The 21,513-nt window shown below is 37.1% G+C and carries 22 protein-coding genes; 21 read left to right on the top strand and 1 reads right to left on the bottom strand.

Annotated features, from left to right (window positions below; genetic code table 11):
• Nucleotides 1–94 precede the first annotated feature (94 nt).
• Nucleotides 95–790, bottom strand: coding sequence for a Crp/Fnr family transcriptional regulator (locus tag V7150_RS06295; RefSeq protein WP_335515013.1), 696 nt, complete (start codon nucleotides 788–790; stop codon nucleotides 95–97).
• A gap of 379 nt (nucleotides 791–1,169) precedes the next feature.
• Between V7150_RS06295 and V7150_RS06290 the strand changes: the two genes are divergently transcribed.
• From V7150_RS06290 to V7150_RS06190, 21 genes are all read left to right on the top strand, one after another.
• Nucleotides 1,170–1,778, top strand: a complete 609-nt coding sequence (locus V7150_RS06290) for a superoxide dismutase (protein ID WP_335515009.1) — start codon at nucleotides 1,170–1,172, stop codon at nucleotides 1,776–1,778.
• Between the two features lie 109 nt (nucleotides 1,779–1,887).
• The gene (locus tag V7150_RS06285; RefSeq protein ID WP_283919482.1) at nucleotides 1,888–3,114 is read left to right on the top strand and encodes an MFS transporter; all 1,227 of its coding nucleotides are present in this window, start codon (nucleotides 1,888–1,890) and stop codon (nucleotides 3,112–3,114) included.
• Nucleotides 3,115–3,287: 173 nt separating this feature from the next.
• Nucleotides 3,288–5,384, top strand: a complete 2,097-nt coding sequence (locus V7150_RS06280; RefSeq protein WP_335515223.1) for a peptidoglycan D,D-transpeptidase FtsI family protein — start codon at nucleotides 3,288–3,290, stop codon at nucleotides 5,382–5,384.
• A gap of 262 nt (nucleotides 5,385–5,646) precedes the next feature.
• Nucleotides 5,647–6,570, top strand: coding sequence for a phosphate ABC transporter substrate-binding protein (locus V7150_RS06275; RefSeq protein WP_335515005.1), 924 nt, complete (start codon nucleotides 5,647–5,649; stop codon nucleotides 6,568–6,570).
• An 82-nt stretch (nucleotides 6,571–6,652) separates the two neighbouring features.
• Nucleotides 6,653–7,573, top strand: coding sequence for a phosphate ABC transporter permease subunit PstC (gene pstC / locus V7150_RS06270; protein ID WP_420490259.1), 921 nt, complete (start codon nucleotides 6,653–6,655; stop codon nucleotides 7,571–7,573).
• Complete coding sequence (gene pstA / locus V7150_RS06265; RefSeq protein WP_335515002.1) at nucleotides 7,573–8,460, top strand: phosphate ABC transporter permease PstA; 888 nt, start codon at nucleotides 7,573–7,575, stop codon at nucleotides 8,458–8,460. The genes pstC and pstA overlap by 1 nt, the downstream gene beginning before the upstream one ends.
• A gap of 83 nt (nucleotides 8,461–8,543) precedes the next feature.
• On the top strand, nucleotides 8,544–9,299 hold the full coding sequence (gene pstB / locus V7150_RS06260; protein WP_335515216.1) for a phosphate ABC transporter ATP-binding protein PstB: 756 nt from the start codon (nucleotides 8,544–8,546) through the stop codon (nucleotides 9,297–9,299).
• A gap of 12 nt (nucleotides 9,300–9,311) precedes the next feature.
• Complete coding sequence (pstB, locus tag V7150_RS06255) at nucleotides 9,312–10,085, top strand: phosphate ABC transporter ATP-binding protein PstB (protein WP_335514999.1); 774 nt, start codon at nucleotides 9,312–9,314, stop codon at nucleotides 10,083–10,085.
• A gap of 13 nt (nucleotides 10,086–10,098) precedes the next feature.
• Nucleotides 10,099–10,758, top strand: a complete 660-nt coding sequence (gene phoU, locus V7150_RS06250) for a phosphate signaling complex protein PhoU (RefSeq protein WP_335514996.1) — start codon at nucleotides 10,099–10,101, stop codon at nucleotides 10,756–10,758.
• 312 nt (nucleotides 10,759–11,070) lie between these two features.
• Nucleotides 11,071–11,754 (top strand): DUF4912 domain-containing protein, encoded by a 684-nt coding sequence (locus V7150_RS06245; RefSeq protein ID WP_335514992.1) that lies wholly within the window; start codon nucleotides 11,071–11,073, stop codon nucleotides 11,752–11,754.
• Entirely contained in the window at nucleotides 11,747–13,006 is a 1,260-nt protein-coding gene (locus V7150_RS06240) for a glycosyltransferase family 4 protein (RefSeq protein ID WP_335514989.1), read from the top strand. The genes V7150_RS06245 and V7150_RS06240 overlap by 8 nt, the downstream gene beginning before the upstream one ends.
• Before the next feature lie 16 nt (nucleotides 13,007–13,022).
• Complete coding sequence (locus V7150_RS06235; protein ID WP_335514987.1) at nucleotides 13,023–13,643, top strand: hypothetical protein; 621 nt, start codon at nucleotides 13,023–13,025, stop codon at nucleotides 13,641–13,643.
• A 195-nt stretch (nucleotides 13,644–13,838) separates the two neighbouring features.
• A complete protein-coding gene (gene rpmG / locus V7150_RS06230; RefSeq protein WP_256234289.1) occupies nucleotides 13,839–13,988 on the top strand; it encodes a 50S ribosomal protein L33 in 150 nt (49 codons plus the stop codon).
• 148 nt (nucleotides 13,989–14,136) lie between these two features.
• Entirely contained in the window at nucleotides 14,137–14,703 is a 567-nt protein-coding gene (locus V7150_RS06225) for a 5-formyltetrahydrofolate cyclo-ligase (protein ID WP_335514981.1), read from the top strand.
• The gene (locus V7150_RS06220) at nucleotides 14,700–15,488 is read left to right on the top strand and encodes a DUF92 domain-containing protein (RefSeq protein WP_335514977.1); all 789 of its coding nucleotides are present in this window, start codon (nucleotides 14,700–14,702) and stop codon (nucleotides 15,486–15,488) included. Before V7150_RS06225 ends, V7150_RS06220 begins: the two co-directional genes overlap by 4 nt.
• A 127-nt stretch (nucleotides 15,489–15,615) precedes the next feature.
• Entirely contained in the window at nucleotides 15,616–16,569 is a 954-nt protein-coding gene (locus V7150_RS06215; RefSeq protein WP_335514975.1) for an L-lactate dehydrogenase, read from the top strand.
• An 85-nt stretch (nucleotides 16,570–16,654) separates the two neighbouring features.
• Nucleotides 16,655–16,849, top strand: a complete 195-nt coding sequence (locus V7150_RS06210) for a hypothetical protein (protein ID WP_335514972.1) — start codon at nucleotides 16,655–16,657, stop codon at nucleotides 16,847–16,849.
• A 294-nt stretch (nucleotides 16,850–17,143) separates the two neighbouring features.
• A complete protein-coding gene (locus tag V7150_RS06205; RefSeq protein WP_335514970.1) occupies nucleotides 17,144–18,859 on the top strand; it encodes a rhomboid family intramembrane serine protease in 1,716 nt (571 codons plus the stop codon).
• A gap of 5 nt (nucleotides 18,860–18,864) precedes the next feature.
• Nucleotides 18,865–19,074 (top strand): YqgQ family protein, encoded by a 210-nt coding sequence (locus V7150_RS06200; RefSeq protein WP_283919468.1) that lies wholly within the window; start codon nucleotides 18,865–18,867, stop codon nucleotides 19,072–19,074.
• Nucleotides 19,075–19,084: 10 nt separating this feature from the next.
• Nucleotides 19,085–20,059: an ROK family glucokinase gene (locus tag V7150_RS06195; RefSeq protein ID WP_335514966.1), complete on the top strand. Its 975-nt coding sequence runs from the start codon at nucleotides 19,085–19,087 to the stop codon at nucleotides 20,057–20,059.
• A gap of 97 nt (nucleotides 20,060–20,156) precedes the next feature.
• The gene (locus tag V7150_RS06190; RefSeq protein ID WP_335514964.1) at nucleotides 20,157–21,344 is read left to right on the top strand and encodes a M14 family metallopeptidase; all 1,188 of its coding nucleotides are present in this window, start codon (nucleotides 20,157–20,159) and stop codon (nucleotides 21,342–21,344) included.
• Nucleotides 21,345–21,513: the final 169 nt, after the last annotated feature.

Genomic DNA, 21,513 nt, shown 5'->3' with positions numbered 1-21,513 from the left:
TTTCTATTGTAGCTTGTGTTTTCGTTATATACAAGGATGACAAATGTTTTCAAAAATAGTAAAAAGCCACCTGAAAAAGTGGTGGCTTCATTTACTAATTAAGACCGCAAATTTCAAATGAGCAGTTTTGGCAATCTACTTCTTCTTTTAAAAAGCTTAAATTTTTTACGGTGAACTTTTGGTTTTCATATAAAATAATATCCTTTTCGCGCAGATCCTTTAAAGCACGTTGAATGACCTCTCTAGTTCCATAGGTTAAATTAGCTAATTCCTGATGTGTTAAAGGCAGATCAATAAGAATGCCATCCTCTGTTTTCACCCCATAGGAATTACATAGGCGTATGAGGATGGAGTATAGGCCGCCTTTTTTTCCATTCATAATTAAGTCCTGGCATTTCATTTGTGCTTTTAAATACCCAGTGCTTAACCACGTAACAAGTTCATTCATGGCTTCGGGATCTGTTAAAATAAATTCTTCAAATTGCTCCTTTTTAATTAGCAGCAATTCACAGTCTGTTAATGTTTTAGCATAAAATTGATAATGAGGATTTGCTTTGAAAAGCTGGTATTCGACAATTACTTCTCGGTCATCTAAGATTTTTAAAATAAAATCCTTTCCTCTTAAGTGAACTCTCCCAAGGGCAATACTGCCTTTAAGCAATAAGTAAACAAATTCGACAGAATCCTTTTCTTGAAAAAGAACAGAACCAGATTTAAACTTTTGGATTGGCTCACTTTTTTGGAAAAATTGGAGCATTAAGCTATATAATGAAATGCTATTTTTTTGCATATCTGTCACTCCTTTATACCTCTACAGTCTTGATTTAAATGTATTATTAACATCATGTCAATATGAAATTTACATGATTTGGAAGTGGGATAAAGAGGTTATGACAAAAATCGTTGACAGAATGCTGTTTTGGTGAAACATGACAATTTTTCGAATTAATTCATTCATACATGTTTGTTATGTAATTTCTATTAAAAACGGGAATAAAAAGCTATTCAACGGGCATTGTATCTATGTTGGAATCTAAGCATTTTATTTGAAACCATGAACCAACTTTGGTATGTTAAGAACAAAGCTTTAGAAATATTCTTATAAATTATCTTGTTTTTAAGTATTCCTAGAGCCCTAAAAAAACATTTGTACATAGGAGGAGCTTATCATGGCATTTGAATTACCAAAATTACCTTATGCAGAAGATGCGCTTGAACCACACTTTGATAAAGAAACAATGAATATTCACCACACAAGACATCACAACACATACGTTACAAACTTAAACAACGCATTAGCAGGTAATGAAGAATTACTTTCTAAATCAGTGGAAGAAGTAATTTCTAATTTGGATGCAGTTCCAGAGGCTGCTCGCACTGCAGTACGTAACAATGGCGGCGGACATGCTAATCACTCTTTATTCTGGCAAATTCTTTCTCCAAATGGCGGCGGAGTACCTGCTGGTGAATTAGCTGACGCGATCAACAGCAAATTTGGCAGCTTCGAAGGTTTTAAAGAAGAGTTCGCTAAAGCTGCAACTACTCGTTTCGGATCTGGCTGGGCATGGTTGTCTGTAAACAATGGTGAATTAGAAGTATCCAGCACTGCAAACCAAGATTCTCCATTAATGGAAGGAAAAACTCCAATCCTTGGTCTTGATGTTTGGGAGCATGCATACTACCTAAAATATCAAAACAAACGCCCAGATTACATCGGTGCATTCTGGAATGTAGTAAACTGGGATGAAGTTACAAAACGGTACAATGAAGCAAAATAATTGAATGGGAAAAAGGCAGCTTACAGCTGTCTTTTTCACTTGCTTTAAATTTGAATAAGAACCACGCCCATGATAAAGACTACCCTTAAGACAAAGGGGAGTTTTTTTTATGGGAAAAAAATTAAAGATTTTAGGTGAAGTAGAATTAACAAAAGACTTGTTGCTCTTGCTGGTTATTGGCGGCTTATATTCATTGAGCGTTTCCTTATCTAATACATTTGTAAATATTTATCTTTGGAAACAAACAGGAAAGTTTTCAGATATTGCCCTTTATAACCTTTCGATTGTTGTTTTACAGCCATTAACTTTCATTTTAGCAGGGCGGTGGGCAAAGAAAATCGACAGGGTGATTGTACTTCGAATTGGTGTCATCTTTTTAGCGATTTTTTACTTATCAGTATTAATTTCAGGTACAAAGGCTTCCACCTATTTACTATTATTGGGGAGCCTGCTTGGAATAGGTTATGGTTTTTATTGGCTCGCCTATAATGTACTAACCTTTGAAATCACTGAACCTGAGACGAGAGATTTTTTTAATGGATTTTTGGGGATTTTAACCTCGGCTGCTGGAATGATTGGACCGATAGCTGCTGGCATCATCATCACTCGATTTGAAAAATTCACCGGCTACACGTTTGTTTTTGGTTTGTCATTAGCTTTATTCGCGCTAGCTGTCTTCATGAGTTTTTCATTAAAACCAAGACCTGCATCTGGAAACTACTGCTTTAAACGAATATTAGAGGAAAGAAAACTAAATGAAAATTGGCGTCTCATAACAAATGCCCACTTTTTCCAGGGACTTAGAGAAGGGACGTTTTTATTTATTATCTCTGTCTTTGTGTATATATCAACGGGTAGTGAAATGGCTCTTGGAACATTTGGACTCATTAATTCGGGAATATCCTTTATTGCTTATTACTTTGCTTCACGGATGATTAAAAAAAGCTTTCGAAAAAAAGCCATCCTTATTGGCGGAATCATACTTTATGCTGCTGTCCTGTTGGTTGTATGGGATGTCAATTATGTTAAATTGTTAATTTATGCAGGGATGATTGCAATAGGCTATCCACTTTTACTCGTCCCATATATGTCAACTACATATGATGTTATTGGAAGCGGATGGAAAGCGGCAGAAATGAGAATTGAGTATATAGTGGTCCGTGAAATATTTTTAAATATCGGGCGCATCGTATCCATCCTTGCCTTCCTCGCTGCGGTAACTTGGTTTAATGAGGCGCAAAGTATTCCAATCTTACTATTGTTTTTAGGTGCTGGTCATTCCTTAATTTATTTTTTTATAAAACGGGTACAAATACCAGAAGTGAAAATGCGATGAGTTTGCTAGTTACTCATCGCATTTTTAAAATTGGTAAGGGTTATTCATAGATAAATGGGACATTATCTTATAAAATAAAGAAAGTTATTTTATGTTTTGAAAAAAGGAAGTGTATTTTGAACTTGAAAAATAAAAAGAAAAAGAAGAAGACACATGTTACGTTTCGTTTGAACATGGTATTCTTTGTTGTATTTGTGCTTTTTTCCATTCTGATTCTTCGCCTTGGCGAATTACAAATTGTCTTTGGTGATGATTTTAAACGTGAAATTGAACGAACGGAGGATATTACCGTTAATAATCCCGTGCCAAGGGGAAAAATGTTTGATCGAAATGGAAAAATCATTGTGGATAATACCCCGTTAAATGCAATTACTTACACTAAAAACCAAAATACCAATCAAAAGGAAATGCTCGAAACAGCAGAACATTTAGCAAAATTTATATACAAAGATACATCAAAAGTTCCTGTTCGAGATAAAAAGGATTTTTGGATCATTAAACACCCTAAAGAAGCAAAAGCAAAAATTACTAAAAAAGAATGGGATCTTTATGAGCAAAAAAAATTAGATGATGCGCAAATTTATAAACTGCAGGTTGACCGAGTTACAGATGAAGAAGTAGCAAGTATTCAAGGAGAAGAACTTGAAACGCTTGCTATCTATAGGGAATTTAATAGCGGCTATGCATTAACACCACAAATAGTCAAAAACAAAGATGTAACTTCGGAAGAATTTGCAGTGGTCAGTGAAAATTTAGAGAATCTCCCAGGAGTTGATACCACTACGGACTGGGAACGAATGTATGTATTTGGAGATACCTTAAAATCAATTTTAGGTGATGTAACTACATCTGAGGCAGGTATACCTAAGGAACAACTCGATGAATATCTCGCACGTGGCTACAGCCGAAATGACCGCGTAGGAAAAAGTTATCTCGAGCTTCAGTACGAAGATGTCCTCCATGGTCAAAAGGCAAAAGTAAAGAATGTAACGGATAAGTCAGGAAAAATCCTATCTACTGAAGTCGTTTCGGAGGGAAAGCGTGGAAAAGACCTTGTCTTAACAATCGACATGGACCTGCAGCAGCAAGTAGAAAAAATTATTGAAGAGGAATTGTGGAGTGCCAAGCAAAAACCAGGTACGGGCCTCTTGGATCGTGCTTTTGTGGTATTAATGGACCCACATACTGGTGAAGTGTTATCACTTGCTGGAAAGCAAATTGGTAAGGATAAGGACGGCAAAACGGTAATGAAGGATTTTGCTGGTGGAAATATTACCACCTCCTATAACGTTGGTTCAGCTGTCAAAGGAGCGACCATTTTAACTGGTTATAAAACCGGCGCTATTAGTCCAGGGGAATACTTAGTTGATGAGCCATTACTAATCAAAGGAACAAAACCTAAAAAATCCTGGAAGACATTTGGAAACATTAATGATCTTAGAGCATTACAAGTATCATCCAACGTTTATATGTGGAAAACTGTTATTGCTATGGGAAATGGCAAATATGTTCCAAACGGACCGCTCGTATTAGACACTGAAAAGACATTTAATACCATGCGGCAATCATTTAGTCAATTTGGTCTGGGTACCCGGACAGGGATTGACCTGCCAAATGAAATGAGTGGCTTTCCAGGATCAGAGAATAAGCCCGGGTTACTTCTTGACCTTGCGATTGGCCAGTATGATACGTATACACCAATCCAACTCGCACAGTATGTGTCTACGATTGCGAACGGTGGTAATCGTGTACAGCCGCATATTGTTAAGGAAATTCGCGAACCGATCATGGAAAATAATGAATTAGGTCCAATAGTCGAAGAAATCCAACCGAAAGTGCTAAATCATTTAGATATGAAAGATGAATGGATTAAGCGTGTTCAAGAGGGCTTCCGAATGGTTATGCAGGTTGGTGACGGTACTGGGGTTAGTACATTTAAAGGTGCTTCATATAGCCCAGCTGGTAAAACAGGAACAGCACAAGCGTTTTATGACGGTCCAGTTAAATCGCAAAAGAACGCAGATGTCATGAACCTAAGTCTTGTCAGCTTTGCTCCATATGAAAATCCGGAAGTGGCAATGGCCGTACTTGTACCATGGGCATATCAAGGAAATACGGGACCAAGTATTAATATGACAATCGGCAAGAGAGTATTGGATGCCTATTTTGACTTGAAGAAGTCACGTCCGGTAAACGATGGAACTGCAACAAGCACCCAACAAGCAGATAATATTGACACAACTCAAAACAGCCAGCAATCTGGGCAATAAAATTTTGAAAAACCCGTCTCGTTTGAGGCGGGTTTTTTTACATACAGTACATTCTTTATGAGCAACATAATACTGGGAATTTGTAAACTGATGTTAGAAAATCTAGTCAATCGAAGGTTTTTGTTGATTTTACAAAAGAACAAAATAAATTTACAAAACCTTTACAATTCATTAAAACGCAGTTTACAGTCATGCCTTATTCTTAAACATGTAAGGCAGACAAACATCATCACCAACAAAAACCTTAGGGGGAATATAGGAAATGAAGAGTTTGAAAAAATTAAGCCTACTTACATTATTCGCAGCGTTAATGGTATTCGCAGCTGCTTGTGGAGGCGGAGCTTCTACAGATAAGACAGAAGGAACAGACAAAACACCAAAAACTGAAGAAAAGAAAGAACTTTCCGGTTCATTAAGCGTTTCTGGTTCATCCGCAATGCAGCCATTAGTCGCAGCTGCAGCTGAAGAATTTATGAATGAAAATCCAAATGTTGATATACAAGTAAATGCTGGCGGATCTGGTACAGGCTTATCACAAGTTGCTGAAGGATCTGTTCAAATTGGTAACTCAGATGTATTTGCTGAAGAAAAAGAAGGTATCCCAGCTGATCAGTTAGTTGACCATAAAGTAGCTGTTGTAGGTATGACTGCCGCTGTTAACCCTAAAGTTGGTATTAAAGATATTAAAAAAGAAGATTTAATTAAAGTATTCACTGGAAAAATTACTAACTGGAAAGAACTTGGCGGAAAAGACCAAAAGATCGTTCTTGTAAACCGTCCTGATTCTTCTGGAACACGAGCTATTTTCAATAAATTCGCTCTAGATGGTGCAACACCAGCCGAAGGAATTACTGAAGATTCCTCTAACACAGTTAAGAAAATTATTAACGAAACAGAAGGTGCAATTGGTTACCTTGCCTTCTCATACTTCACTGATGATTCTGTAACACCACTTTCAATTGATGGTATCGAACCAACTGCAGAAAATGTACAATCCGGTAAATTCCCTGTTTGGGCATACCAACATTCTTATACTAAAGGTGAAGCTGATGGTTTAGCAAAAGCTTTCCTAGACTATTTAATGTCAGATGATATCCAAAATACTTTATTAAAAGAACAAGGATATCTTCCTGTTACAAAAATGAAAGTAGAACGTGATGCAAAAGGAAATCAAAAGAATTTATAAAATGTTTTAAATGAATAAACCGGGGTAAATGCGTTAGGCATTTACCCCATTATGACGTATTTTTAGGAGTGTTTGGTGAATTATGGAAAAGATAATTCCGGCTAAGGAAAGATTGTTAAAATCCGAAAAAAAATGGATGGACGGGGAATTACGTGGAAAGATTCTCGTGACGATATGTGCCGTGATCATGATATCCGCAACCATATCCATTACCATATTTCTAGGCACTAAGGGTTTACAATCATTTATTAAAAATGGTGTCAGTCTTATTGAGTTCTTAACCAGTACACAATGGAATCCTACAAATAAGGCCAATCCGGAATATGGTGCTTTCCCGTTTATTTTCGGCTCATTTGCTGTAACATTTCTTTCAGCAATTGTAGCAGCTCCATTAGGTATTGGCGGCGCGATATTCATGACAGAGATTGCGCCTTCCTGGGGAAGAAAAATATTACAACCAGTCATTGAGCTATTAGTTGGAATTCCTTCTGTTGTTTATGGATTCATCGGGCTTACAGTATTAGTGCCATTTATAAGGGAACATGTTGGTGGACTTGGTTTTAGTTTACTTTCAGGTGTCATTGTCCTATCTATTATGATATTACCAACTATCACCACTATAGCAACTGATGCGATGAGCTCTTTACCAAAGAATTTAAGGGAAGGCTCTTACGCTCTTGGTGCAACACGCTGGCAAACCATTCGAAAGGTGCTTATCCCTGCAGCACTTCCTTCATTACTTACGGCGGTCGTTCTCGGTATGGCACGTGCATTTGGAGAGGCTTTAGCCGTACAGATGGTAATCGGAAACGTGAGGGATTTACCTTCAAATCTTTTAGATGCGTCAGCAACTTTAACGACAATTATCACGTTAAACATGGGTCATACAACATATGGAAGTGTAGAAAATAATACACTCTGGTCCATGGGCTTTATTTTATTAGTGATGTCTTTTGTGTTTATTCTCCTGATTCGTTATCTCTCATCAAGGAGGAAGATGTAATGAAAAGCAAAACAGCTGACAGAATAGCCACTGGTGTGTTTATTGCCATTGCTATAATAATCATTTCTATTCTTGTTGGGTTATTCTCGTTTATCTTAGTGAATGGACTTAAACATGTATCTTTTGATTTTTTAACCACTCCTTCTAGCAACGTAAGAGCTGGCGGGGGGATTCGTGATCAACTATTTAATTCTTTCTATGTTCTTTTTATTACAATGTTGATTGCTATTCCCCTTGGTTTAGGCGGTGCCATTTATATGGCCGAATATGCTAAGCCAGGTAAGGTTACCGATATTATTCGTTCCTGTATTGAGGTTCTTGCCTCTCTACCATCGATTGTTATTGGTATGTTCGGATTATTGATGTTCGTTAACATAACAGGGTGGGGGTACTCCATTCTGGGTGGTGCCTTAGCGCTAACTATTATAAACCTTCCTTCCATTGTACGGGTGGGTGAAGACGCAATTCGTTCAGTGCCTCGTGATTTAAAGGAGGCAAGTCTTGCCTTAGGGATTACCAAGTGGCATACAATTAAAACCGTTATCTTACCAACTGCATTCCCATCGATCTTAACAGGTGTAATCCTGGCTGCGGGAAGGGTATTCGGTGAAGCCGCTGCACTATTATTTACAGCAGGTCTTTCAACACCGAGACTCGATTATACAAATTGGAACCCATTTTCTGATCAATCACCATTGAATATTTTTCGTCCTGCTGAAACCCTTGCAGTACACATTTGGTCAGTTAATACACAAGGGCTAGTTCCTGATGTTGAGGAAATATCAAGTGGTTCGGCAGCCGTGTTAGTAATATCGGTTTTACTATTTAACTTATTAGCTAGATGGATTGGCAGCATGATTCATAAAAAAATTACTGCAACTAAATAAAGGGCAGGTGAGAACGGATGGTTACAACATATTTGGAAAAGGAAACTATAGAGCAAACTATACAATCAACCGTCCAGTTGCAAATGGAAAATATATTAAAAGTAAATAATTTAGAAATATTCTATGGGGAAAAACGAGCAGTTAATGGGATTTCTATGGATATAGGAAAGAATTCAGTAACAGCTCTGATTGGACCTTCAGGTTGTGGAAAGTCTACGTTTTTAAGAAGTATTAACCGGATGAATGACCTGATTCCCGGTGCAAGGGCCCAAGGAGAAATTATTTATGAGGACCTTAATATCTTGTCTGAACAAATAAATGTGGTGGCATTACGAAAAGAAATTGGCATGGTATTTCAAAAGCCAAATCCTTTTCCAAAATCAATATATGAAAATATTACCCATGCACTAAAATTTGCAGGTATAAAAAATAAAAGTAAACTTGATCAAATGGTGGAAGAGAGCCTGCAAAAAGCAGCATTGTGGGATGAAGTAAAAGACAGGCTTCATAAATCTGCACTCTCACTTTCAGGAGGACAGCAACAGCGTCTTTGCATTGCTAGAACGATTGCGATGAAACCGACTGTGATGCTCCTTGATGAACCATCTTCAGCATTGGACCCTATTTCCAATGCAAAGGTTGAAGAGCTGATTGTTGAATTGAAAAACGATTATTCAATCATAATTGTAACTCATAATATGCAACAGGCTTCCCGTATATCTGATAAAACAGCCTTCTTTTTAAGCGGTGATTTAATTGAATACGATGCGACTGAAAAAATCTTCACCAATCCTTCCGTCAAGAAAACGGAAGAATATATCTCTGGAAGGTTTGGATAAGGGGGAAATAGTATGACAACTTCAATATTGACCAGACAAGTATTTGATATAAATAAGTTAAATTTATGGTATGGGGATCATCATGCATTAAAGGACGTCAACTTTCCAATTAACAATAAAGAGGTTACGGCGATTATTGGACCGTCCGGGTGCGGCAAATCCACTTTTATTAAAACGCTAAATTTGATGATCAATATGGTTCCAAATGTTAAAATGACTGGAGAAATTAATTTCAACGGGAAAAATATATTAGACGAGAAAATCGATCTTGTCGAACTTCGCAAACATGTTGGCATGGTTTTTCAGAAGGGAAATCCTTTTCCACAATCTATTTATGATAATGTCGCTTATGGCCCTAGGGTTCATGGAATCAAAAAAAAGAAGCACCTTGATGAGGTTGTGATCAAATCATTAATGGATGTGGCTTTATGGGAGGAAGTAAAGGATCGTTTGACTGCACCTGCACTTGGATTATCAGGAGGACAACAGCAAAGGTTATGTATCGCTAGAGCATTAGCGACAAAACCGGATGTTTTATTAATGGATGAACCAACTTCTGCGTTGGACCCTATTTCTACCTTAAAAATAGAAGAATTGATTTTAGAATTAAAAGATAAATATACAATTGTTATTGTAACCCATAACATGCAGCAAGCATCACGCGTGTCAGATAAGACTGCCTTCTTTTTAATGGGTGAATTAATTGAACTAGATTCAACTTCTACTATATTTTCAAATCCAAAAGACTCACGTACTGAAGGTTATATTACTGGAAGATTCGGATGAAGAGGTGGCATAAATGAGTACAAGAGCAAATTTTGATAATAATTTAAAAGAGTTAAAAGAAATGCTTTTAAAAATGGCCCATAAATCGGAACTAGCAATTAAAGAAGCGATGTTGGCTCTGTTAAATCAAGACATGGACAAGGCAAAGAAGGTAATTAATGGAGATAATGAAATCGATGATTTGGATTATGAAATTAACAATAAGGCATTATTATTAATTGCAAGGGAATCACCTGTAGCAACCGATCTAAGAAAAATTAGTGTAGCATTAAAAGTTTCATCCGAAGTGGAGCGGTTGGCAGATATCGCAGTAAATATTGCAAAATCTGCATTGCATATCGGTAATGAAGAGCATTTTAAAGAAATCATTGATATACCTAAAATGATGGAGAAGGCCTTAGAAATGGTCTCTGAATCTATAACTGCCTATTATTCTGAAGATATTGAGATAGCTAAGAAATGCGCGGAAAAAGATGATGAAGTGGACAAAATGTTTGGGGACTTGGTACACGAGCTATTGAGCTGTATCCCACATAATCCGAATGCAACAAACCAGATTATCCAGTTAGCATTTGTTTGTAGGTATATTGAAAGGATCGCGGATCATTCAACGAATATTGCTGAGAATGTTATTTATCTGGTAACTGGAAAACGCATGAATTTAAATGCTTAAAGAGTTGAAAATAGTTTGTAAAAGATGAGGCTAATCATTAGCTTCATCTTTTTTTATTTCATGCGAAATAGTGTCGAAAAAGTTGGATACGCCAAAATGAGGCTTGTTGACTTTTGTAGAAAGATGCCTTTGTCCTAAAACCTTAAAAAATTTCCAGTCCTTGAACATGTATGCTGTAGGGACTAGCAAGATACGACAAATTGTGTATATTGTATGCATCCAATTCTGATGATACGATAAAATTATTAATTATTTTCGAATTATTTGAATTTATTGCACATATGTTGATCGTTTACAGAATGGAGGAAAGAAATGATAAATGAAATTATTAAATTAAGAGGGGATGGATTATCATTTAGCAAGATTGCCTCAGAACTCAATACAACTGTTGGTAAAGTTCAATATCGTTGGAATAAATGGATGGATCTTACTGAAAGTGAACTAATGATAAAGAGTAATAACCAAACTTCCAAGGATTTAAATTCCTCGGAAAACGTTACTTTATCAGATGTAATGCCATTAAAGGGTGAGTTGAAGGCAAAGCTTGTTACCCCTCGAAAGATGATCCTTTTCTGGGATGTTTCCGAATTACCTAAGAAGATTATTGAGCTCTTTTTTAATCGAAAGTTTGAAGAGCTTGTACATGTTGTAAGAATATATGATGTAACAGATATATTCTTTAATGGGAAAAATGCTCATCACTTTCATGGAATATCTGTTCCTTACGACAGTGGACATTGGTTTATTAAAGGATTGGCGGAAAATCGCTGCTATGTTGCTGAATTAGGCGTTTACTTTTCAGACACAGAATTTTTTCCACTTTATCGCTCTAATTGCATCCGTACACCGTCACCAGAAATTCCAAACGGTAATGTATACAAGAAGGATTTGTTACAATTCCAGCGATACGAAGACCAGCCCCCAAAATGGATGAAACACGTAAGTACTTACAGCTATTACCTGAAATCAAACAGCTTGGAGGAGAACAATGAATAATATTTTTTCCGAGGAAGATGACTCAGATTGTAATAAGCTAATAAATTGGCCATTAAACATATTAATTCTTTGCTGGGAATTTCCACCTAATATTGTTGGCGGTCTCTCAAGACATGTATTCGGATTATCCACTCATTTGGCAGCGATGGGTCATGAGGTCCATGTGTTAACGGCGGAAAATAACGGGCTTCTATCATTTGAAAAAATGAATGGAGTGAATGTACATCGTGTAAAACCACTAAATGACCTGGATGATCATTTCCTTTCGTGGATTGCCGGCCTAAATTTAGCAATGGCATTCAAGGCAGAACAACTAACTGAAGAGATTAAATTTGATTTTCTCCATGCACACGATTGGCTGGTTGGTGCAGTTTCTATTGCATTAAAGGAGTCGCTCAGTGTCCCATTATTAACGACTATTCATGCCACAGAGCATGGAAGGAATAATGGTATTCATACTGACATGCAGCAGTTTATCCATGATAAGGAACAACAGTTAATCCTAGAGTCTGATCAGATTATTGTTTGTAGTGAGTACATGAGGGAGAGTCTTATATCCATTTTTAATGCCCAAGATGAAAAGATTACCGTCATTCCAAATGGTATTGAACCTTTGAAAGTAGAACGAAATATTGAAGATATTTTTCCTAACCTGTTACAAAGAAAATACATTTTTTCTATTGGTAGAATTGTAAAGGAGAAGGGTTTTGAAACAATTCTAGAGGCAGCAGCATTTGCCAAAGAGAAGGAACTAGATTGTTTTTTTGTTGTTGCAGGGAAAGGTCCGATGCTCGAAACCTATCAGGAACAAATTACTGCGAGAAAGCTAGACAAATACGTTGCTTTTGTTGGTTATATTACCGATGAACAAAGAAATGCGCTTATCCAAGGAAGTGAGATGGCAGTCATACCAAGCCTATATGAACCATTTGGCATTGTTGCACTTGAAACAATGATCCTTGGGAAACCCACGATTGTCTCCAATACGGGTGGTATGAAAGGGATTGTGAAACACTTCCAGACAGGGTTGCTGATGGTACCTGGAGATGCCAAAAGTCTGTTGGAACAAATTGATTTCCTAATGAATAATCCAGAGAAAGCAGAAGGAATTGGTAGAAAGGGAAGGGAATTTGTTAAAAGCTTGTATGGATGGAAACGGATTGCTTCAGAAACAAACAGAGTAATGGCAGATACAGTATTAAACAAACGAGTAAATGAGAATGAGCAAAAGGTAACAACAAATAATATGTAAAAAGGTGTAGAAGATGATGAACCTAACTGATCTACAAATAAATCAACAGACCCCTAAACCAATATTACCGTTAGATATACTCCAATTTGTTCCTGGCATCTGGGTAAATGGCCAGTATTTTTGGCTGCAAAACTGTACGGAAAAGGTCATTTACGACGAAGAATTAATTATAAAAGTGAAGCAAGAACAACTTTACTCTAACATTCGTTTTTCAAGCGTTTATGTAAGTAATCACGGCAATCAGACGAAAGAGATAAAAGTTTTAGTTATGCACTATTTTTTATATGTGGGACAAGACCATCTTGTATTTGTTTCTCCAATAGATCGTCACATCTTTCATCACGCAAATCAAAAGGTTTTTCTCGTTAACGCACAATACAATAAAACAGACAAGATAGAATACACAGCCATTCCACAATGGAATGCCTACACCGATCAAATTTGGGGTTCAATTCAAAAGGGAAACTTAAAGTATCAGCCAATGGCAAAAGGGCCTGCTGCTAGTATTTTTGCCGTAAAGATGTCCATTTCACCCCACGAAACAAGTAAAATGAACACTTGGACTATTACTGGTTCAAGCAAAAACGAATTGATTTCAATAGAAAAAGCTCTAATAAAAAGTTTGGGAAGCACTTAACATTAATTACTGCCCAGTTCCAGCGTCTAGCGTACTTTGCCCTTTTCTCTACGATAACTCATAGTATTCCAGTCCATACGCCGCTTTACGGGTGCGTACGCTTTTCTTTAAAAACACTAGCATTTCCTTTTGAAAAATGATATTATAGAAAAGTCGTATGCACGAACTAGCTTAATCGTTTGGAGGGAAATTGACATGCGTGTAAATATTACGTTAGCTTGCACTGAGTGTGGAGATCGTAACTATATTTCAACAAAAAATAAACGTAACAACCCAGATCGTCTTGAGCTTAAGAAATATTGCCCAAGAGACAAGAAATCAACAACACATCGTGAAACAAAATAAGCAGTGGGGCTTCCTGCTGCTTTTTTTGTTGGCCGATAGGAAAGTATAAACTTTCCTATCAGGCATAAGGGCAACTACGCCTCTGTCTTCGCCTAACGGCTCGTCAATCGGCGAGTTTTCTTTATTTAAAAGTTAGGAGGTTCCATTTATGAATGATAAAAATTTGGTCCGTAATCAGGTAAAGGATTCTCTCTCACAGCTTTCTAAACCCCTCTACGAAGATTTTTCCTTCAAAATTGCAGGAAGGCTTTTTGAAGATGAAGACTTTAAAAAAGCAAAAGTAATCGGGATTACAATTTCGAAACAGCCAGAAGTTGATACATATCAAATTATCCGTAAAGCATGGGAACTGGGAAAACAAGTTGTGGTACCAAAATGTCATCCGAAAGAAAAAAGATTGACCTTTAGAACATTAATGGAATTTTCTCAGCTTGAATCTGTTTACTATGGATTACTCGAGCCAATTGAAGCATTAACCACCGAAGTTTCGGCGGATAAGATTGATCTCTTAATTGTTCCGGGTTTAGCTTTTACAATGGAAGGACATCGCCTCGGTTTTGGTGGTGGATATTATGACCGATACTTACCAAATTACTTCGGTAAAACCCTATCACTCGCCTTTAAAGAACAAATCATCCCGCAATTTCCTGTGGAAGAGCACGATATTCCGGTTCTTAAAATTATTACAAACGATACGACCATTAACATAAAATGATAAACGAATTATTAATTTTTATTGGGATCTTCGTAACTGGAATTAGTGGTTACCTCCTTAAATCCTTGACTAAATCTGGTGCAACAGCAGCAATTTTGGTTGGTCTGGCTGTTTATGCTGGTTTTGGTGTAAGAGGGCTTCTATTACTAGGTGTCTTCTTTGCCACTTCCAGTCTTTGGTCAAAATATAAAAGTTCTGCTAAAGTGAGCATCGAAGAAAAATTGGCTAAAGGCTCTACAAGAGATTGGCGCCAAGTGATGGCCAACGGGGGAGGAGCTGGACTTTTTAGCATCATTCATTATCTTCAACATGATCTTATTTGGCTAATTGGGTTTATCGTTTGTCTCTCAAGTGCTAATTCAGATACATGGGCATCAGAAATCGGCAGCTTAAGCCGAAAGAATCCGATTTACATCCGTACATTGAAGCGAATTGAAAGAGGGACATCAGGTGCGATCAGTTTATTAGGAAGTGCTGCTGCACTTGCAGGATCATTTCTTATTTCAATAATCAGTTATTGGATATTTGATATAGATATCTTTTTAACGTTACTTGTTTTTCTATTTGGTTTTATTGGTAATATCATCGATACCGTAATCGGTGCTTTTTACCAACAAGTGTATGTTTGTGAGAATTGTGGCCTGGAGACTGAGAAAAAGAATCATTGTCATTTGCCAACAACAAGAATAAAAGGACTTCCTCTAGTGGATAATGATTTGGTGAATTTTCTTTCCGGCTTCTTTGCCGCAATGGTAGCAATTGTGATCGTTCTAGTTACAAATTAATCTAACTTTAATTGTTATAATATTGATATATTAGGTTTTATTTAATTGTTGAAGCAATAAAGGATTGTAAATAGGAATTAAAAAACGATTAATTACACCTAAAAAACATATTACTGGAGGAATAGACTTGTTAAAACGTGTTAATAGAGTTGCACTTATTGGAACAGGATTTGTTGGTTCAAGCTATGCGTTTGCCCTTTTAAATCAAGGCATTACCGAAGAGCTAGTGTTAATTGACTTAAATAAAGAAAAGGCAGAAGGAGACGCGATGGATTTAAATCATGGACTTCCATTCGCTCCATCACGTACAAAAATCTGGTATGGAGATTATAAGGATTGCGGTGAGGCAGATTTAGTTGTAATCACAGCGGGCGCAAACCAAAAGCCTGGTGAGACACGGCTTGATTTAGTTGAAAAAAATACGAGGATTTTTAAAGGTATTGTCGAAGAAATTATGGCAAGTGGATTTGATGGAATTATCCTAGTTGCCACCAACCCAGTAGACATTTTAACTTATGCAGTTTGGAAGTTTTCCGGCCTCCCAAAAGAACGGGTAATTGGCTCCGGAACGATTTTAGATACCGCACGGTTCCGCTTTTTACTAGGAGATTATTTTGATGTTGATACTCGGAATGTTCATGCTTATATAATAGGTGAACATGGTGACACAGAGCTTCCTGTTTGGAGCCATGCCGATATCGCAGGTACATCCATTTCTGAGTGGACAAAAAATAAAGATGGATTTAATCAAGAAGATCTTAATCAGATTTTTTTAAATGTCCGTGATGCTGCCTACCAGATAATTGAGCGGAAAGGTGCCACTTATTATGGAATTGCCATGGGCCTAGTTCGACTTACAAAGGCAATTTTACGAAATGAAAACTCTGTTCTTACTGTTTCTGCATATCTTGAAGGCGAATATGGACAAAACGATATTTACATTGGTGTACCAGCAGTTGTAAACCGAAAAGGAGTCAGAGAAGTAGTTGAACTTGATTTAAATGAAGAGGAAATGGCAAAATTCACGAATTCTGTACAAGTATTAAAGAAGACAATGGAGCCTGTGTTTAAAAATATCTAATTAGAATGAAATCCGCTCTTTTTTTTCAATTACTTTGGATAAAATAGCTGCCGCCATCACAGAATAATAGCAGGAGGGATGTATGATGTCTCGAATGTTAACATCGATTTTTATGATTGGATCCATAGGTTATTTAGCATTCCGATACCGATATCGTATTATCAATGTGCTGCTTGGCACCAGCTGGATGCGCCGGCTTGCTGTTGGATCCATTATGAGAGTTCCTGGCGTGAAAAATAAAATAATGCAATCTGTATTAGGAAGACCATCTGAATGGTGAAAACCACAGATGGTTTTTTACTTTTTGGCCGATAGGGTAGTATACCCTCCTCAGGTATAAGTGCACTAAGGAAAGCTTCATGAGCATAACTTCGTAGTCGAAAAGCTGTGTTTATTGACGGACTACACCTCATGAACCGTACTTAAGGGCCCGTTAATCGATGAGTTTTCTTTGTCGAAATTATTAAATATCTTCATTTCAGGTAGTTTCAGCAATGTAAACCACTCACTTCGTTTATAATGAAAGTAATGCGGTAAAAATGAGTACATAATAATAATCAAATTGTCATTATGGATGACTTCGGAATGGCACTTTATGATAGAAAGCGGGGGAGATATGAATAAAAGAGAGAGTTACATCTTTTGGAGACTTGCCTATTCTTTCATCTCTGATCATGGTTATCGAATTATTCAATTGTTTGATAATCAAAAAGAATTATGGCTTGAAAAGTTAGAAAATAAGAAGACTCCCATTATTCGCATGCTTCTCCATGATTTAGATTGGAGCAATGCCATGCAAAGAGATATTGAGTTTACGGCTTCCAACGGGGAAAGAGTCCGCAAACAACTTGGCCGACCTGAGGTAAACGTGATGAATATTTACATCAGTCAATTTCATCCTGTTGATGAATATGAAAATCGATTATCAAAACCATTTGTTTATCCGGAAGGAAATAAAACGTCAGTTAGCTCAATTTTGTTAGCAAAAGGGGAATATGATAATGGTTTTGGGAGAATTTCCGAAAGATTGGGGGAAGAGATTTACTTTTCCTTTGAAGAAGAATATCCTGAACAGGATGTTGAGTCCTTAAAGAAAGCAGCATTAGATTATGCTATTAAAAAAGAAAATACGGAAAGGGCCATTTTTTCTAATGGAAAACCCTTCTTTACCTATTTATTTATCATTATTCAGTTAGCTGTTTTTTTCTGGCTTGAACTACATGGCGGCAGCACCAATACTTCTACACTTATAAAATATGGGGCAATGGTAAGCCCATTAATTTACGAGGGTGATTGGTGGCGATTTATCACACCCATTTTCTTGCATATTGGATTTGTGCATTTGGCAATGAATTCCCTTGCATTGTATTTTCTTGGCACGACGGTTGAAAGAATATTTGGTAATGTTCGTTTTCTATTTATTTATATGTTTGCGGGTGTTTCGGGTTGTATTGCCAGCTTTATCTTTGGTTCTACCATCTCAGCTGGGGCAAGTGGTGCAATTTACGGCTGTTTCGGTGCGTTATTGTATTTTGGTGTAATCTTTCCAAAATTATTTTCCCGGACAATGGGTATAAATTTGATCGTTGTTCTTGGAATAAACCTTGTCTTTAGTTTCACAGCATCAGGAATCGATGTTTACGCTCATCTAGGCGGGTTAGCTGGTGGATTTCTGGCAGCAGGTGTTGTCCATTTTCCTAAAAAGAAAAAACTGTTATGGCAAATGCTGTTTTTTATTGTCTCAGCTGTGATTGTATGGGGAGCAATAACTTATGGATTTAGCTCATCAGCTGAATCGAATGATGAAAATGCTAACTTACTGATGGCGCAAGAATATATTAATCAAGGTAATTATGATCATGCCTACAAGGTTTTAAAAGAATCCGAAGAGAGGGTAGACAACCTATCCGAAAAAACATACTTCCTTTTATCATTTGTGGAAATCAAGAAGGAAATGCTAAACGATGCTAAGGAACATTTACAAAAAGCAATCAAGCTTAATCCTAAATTTGTTGAAGCCTATTTTAATCTTGCACTGATCAACTTGGAACAAAATGATGTAGAAAGTGCTAAAGTAAATTTACAAAATGCAATCAAGCTTGATCCTAAATTAGATGAAGCCTATTTTAATCTTGCACTGATCAACTTGAAGCAAAATGATGTAGAAAGTGCTAAAGTAAATGCAGAGAAGGCGGATAAACTAGAACCAAAGCAACAGCAATATTCTGATTTGGTACGTGAAATTAATCAACATCTTCAATCTTCCGGCGGAGTAGGAGGGAATGAATAGCAGAAATGAAAACGATTTATGAGATTCAGCAATTTTTAAAGCAGTTTGGAACGTTTATTTATGTTGGTGATCGTGTTGGAGACCTTGAACTGATGGAGTCAGAATTAAAAGAGTTATATCAGGCGCAGTTGATTGAAACGAGGGAATTTCAAACTGCACTTTTAATTTTAAGACATGAAATACAAATACAAAAAGAAAAAAGTAAACAAAGATAGGTGAGAATTTGTGGCAGAACAATGGATAACCGGTGTCGATCTTGGTGGCACAACTACTAAAATAGCTTTTATTACGATGGGTGGAGAAATCGTTCATAAATGGGAAATTCCTACGGATAATTCCAATGAAGGACAGAATATTACCACAAATATTGCGTCTGCAATCGATGAAAAACTTGCCCAGCTTGGCGAAACCAAAGACAAACTCGTAGGAATTGGAATGGGTGCACCGGGGCCTGTAGACTATGAAACTGGAATTATTTTAAACGTGGTAAATTTAGGCTGGAAGGATAACTATCCGCTTAAAGAAAGTCTTGAAGCGGCATCTTCCCTCCCGGCTGCGATTGAAAATGATGCAAACTGTGCGGCATTGGGCGAGATGTGGAAGGGCGCCGGTAACGGTGCAAAGGATCTTGTTTGTGTCACATTAGGCACTGGTGTTGGCGGTGGTGTTATTGCTAATGGGAATATTGTCCAAGGTATAAATGGTGCAGCAGGTGAAATAGGGCATATTACAGCGATTCCGTCTGGTGGTTCTCCTTGTAATTGTGGAAAGACAGGGTGCCTTGAAACGGTTGCTTCAGCCACTGGAATTGTTCGTTTAGCGATGATAGAACTAAATAAAAATGATTCATCAGGTGAATTAAGAAAACTGTTTGTGGAAAATGGGAAAATCACCGCTAAAGATGTATTTGACTGTGCCAGAAGTGGGGATCAGTTGGCCAAGAAAGTCTTGGATGAAGTTTCCTTCCATTTAGGGTTCGTGTTAGCTAATATTGCCAACACGTTAAATCCTGAAAAAATTGTTTTGGGCGGCGGCGTTTCAAAAGCTGGAAATATTTTATTAGATGCAGTAAATAAAAACTTTGCAAAATTTGCTTTTTCAGCAGTAAGGAATTCCACCGATATAGCCTTGGCCACATTAGGAAATGATGCAGGTGTGCTTGGGGCTGCCTGGCTTATTAAAAATAAATTAAATCAATAGGTTTACTTGCAAAAGTCCGTTTTAAGATTCGGGCTTTTCTTTTTATCATTTTTTCTATGATCTCTCATATGATTCTTTATGATGGGAGGAGAAGGAAATGGAAGTTATTATACGTCCTGGGGATACATTGTCCTATTTCAGCAGTTTGTTTAGGCTGCCATTAAATCTCATTGTAGATTCCAACCCAAATATTAATCCAGATAAATTGAATGCAGCAGATAAAATTCAATTGCCAGGGTATGTTACAGTTCCATATACGATAAAAGAGGGAGATAACTTTTGGATAATAGCTGATGCCAAAAAACTAACTGTTGATACACTTCTATTACTTAATCAAAAAAAGGAAGAAGATCAGTTAAAAGTGGGTGAGACCATTTTTGTTCCTGAAAAAATGGTGACACCTTTTATTACTTCAAAATCTCCTTGTGATTATAAAAGTCTGGTTAAATTGATCAATAACTTCATAAGGGTATATCCTTTTATCGCCGTCAATACGATTGGCAGCAGTGTTCTAGGTAATCCAATTCAAGAAATCAAGATTGGAAAGGGAGCAAAAAAAATACATATGAATGCCTCATTCCATGCAAATGAATGGATTACAACTATAGTTTTGATGAGCCTGGTCAATAAGTACTTACTCTCTTTAACGAATGGAGCTTTAATGAAAGGTATTCAGGCCATTCAACTGTACAATGAAGTCGAGTTATCGATTGTACCGATGGTCAATCCTGACGGGGTAGATCTCGTTTTAAACGGTCCACGTTCCAATTTACGAGATCATGTCATGGAAATCAACGAGGGAAGCGATGATTTCATTCATTGGAAAGCCAATATTAATGGAATTGATTTGAATAACCAATTTCCGGCAAACTGGGACATTTGCAAGAAAAACAAACAGAAAAAGGCACCTGCACCGCGAGACTTCCCCGGGGCTGCACCGCTAACGGAACCTGAAGCAGTCGCCATGGTTGATTTAGCGAAAAATAATTTATTTGACTGCGTAATAGCCTTTCACACCCAAGGGGAGGAATTTTATTGGGGGTATGAAGGCTTTGAACCTTTAGAATCAGAGAATCTTGCAAAGGAATTTGAAAGAGTAAGCGGCTACCGTGCAATTCGCTATGTAAACAGCCATGCCGGATATAAAGATTGGTTTATTCAAGAATTTAAGCGTCCGGGGTTTACACTAGAGCTGGGCAAAGGAATCAATCCGCTTCCGCTTTCCCAATTTCCCAAAATTCTTAAATGTGCAGAAGGGATATTTTTAGCTGCCCTTAATCATTAAATATTCATTCGTGCCTGCTTGTAATATCCCAATATACTCATTACAATAAGGTATCATCAAAGTGTTTTTTTGTGGAAAAGGGCGGAGCGTCGCATTAATGAATCAGTTAATCCTGTATAATGTAAAAAATATATTTACCATTTTGGATTAGTGTGGCTATGTTCTGCTC

The organism is Neobacillus drentensis, from assembly GCF_036965245.1.
GTDB classification, from domain to species: domain Bacteria; phylum Bacillota; class Bacilli; order Bacillales; family Cytobacillaceae; genus Neobacillus; species Neobacillus drentensis_G.
The sequence above is the reverse complement of the archived record's forward strand: the minus strand, read 5'-3'. Positions and strand labels throughout refer to the sequence as shown.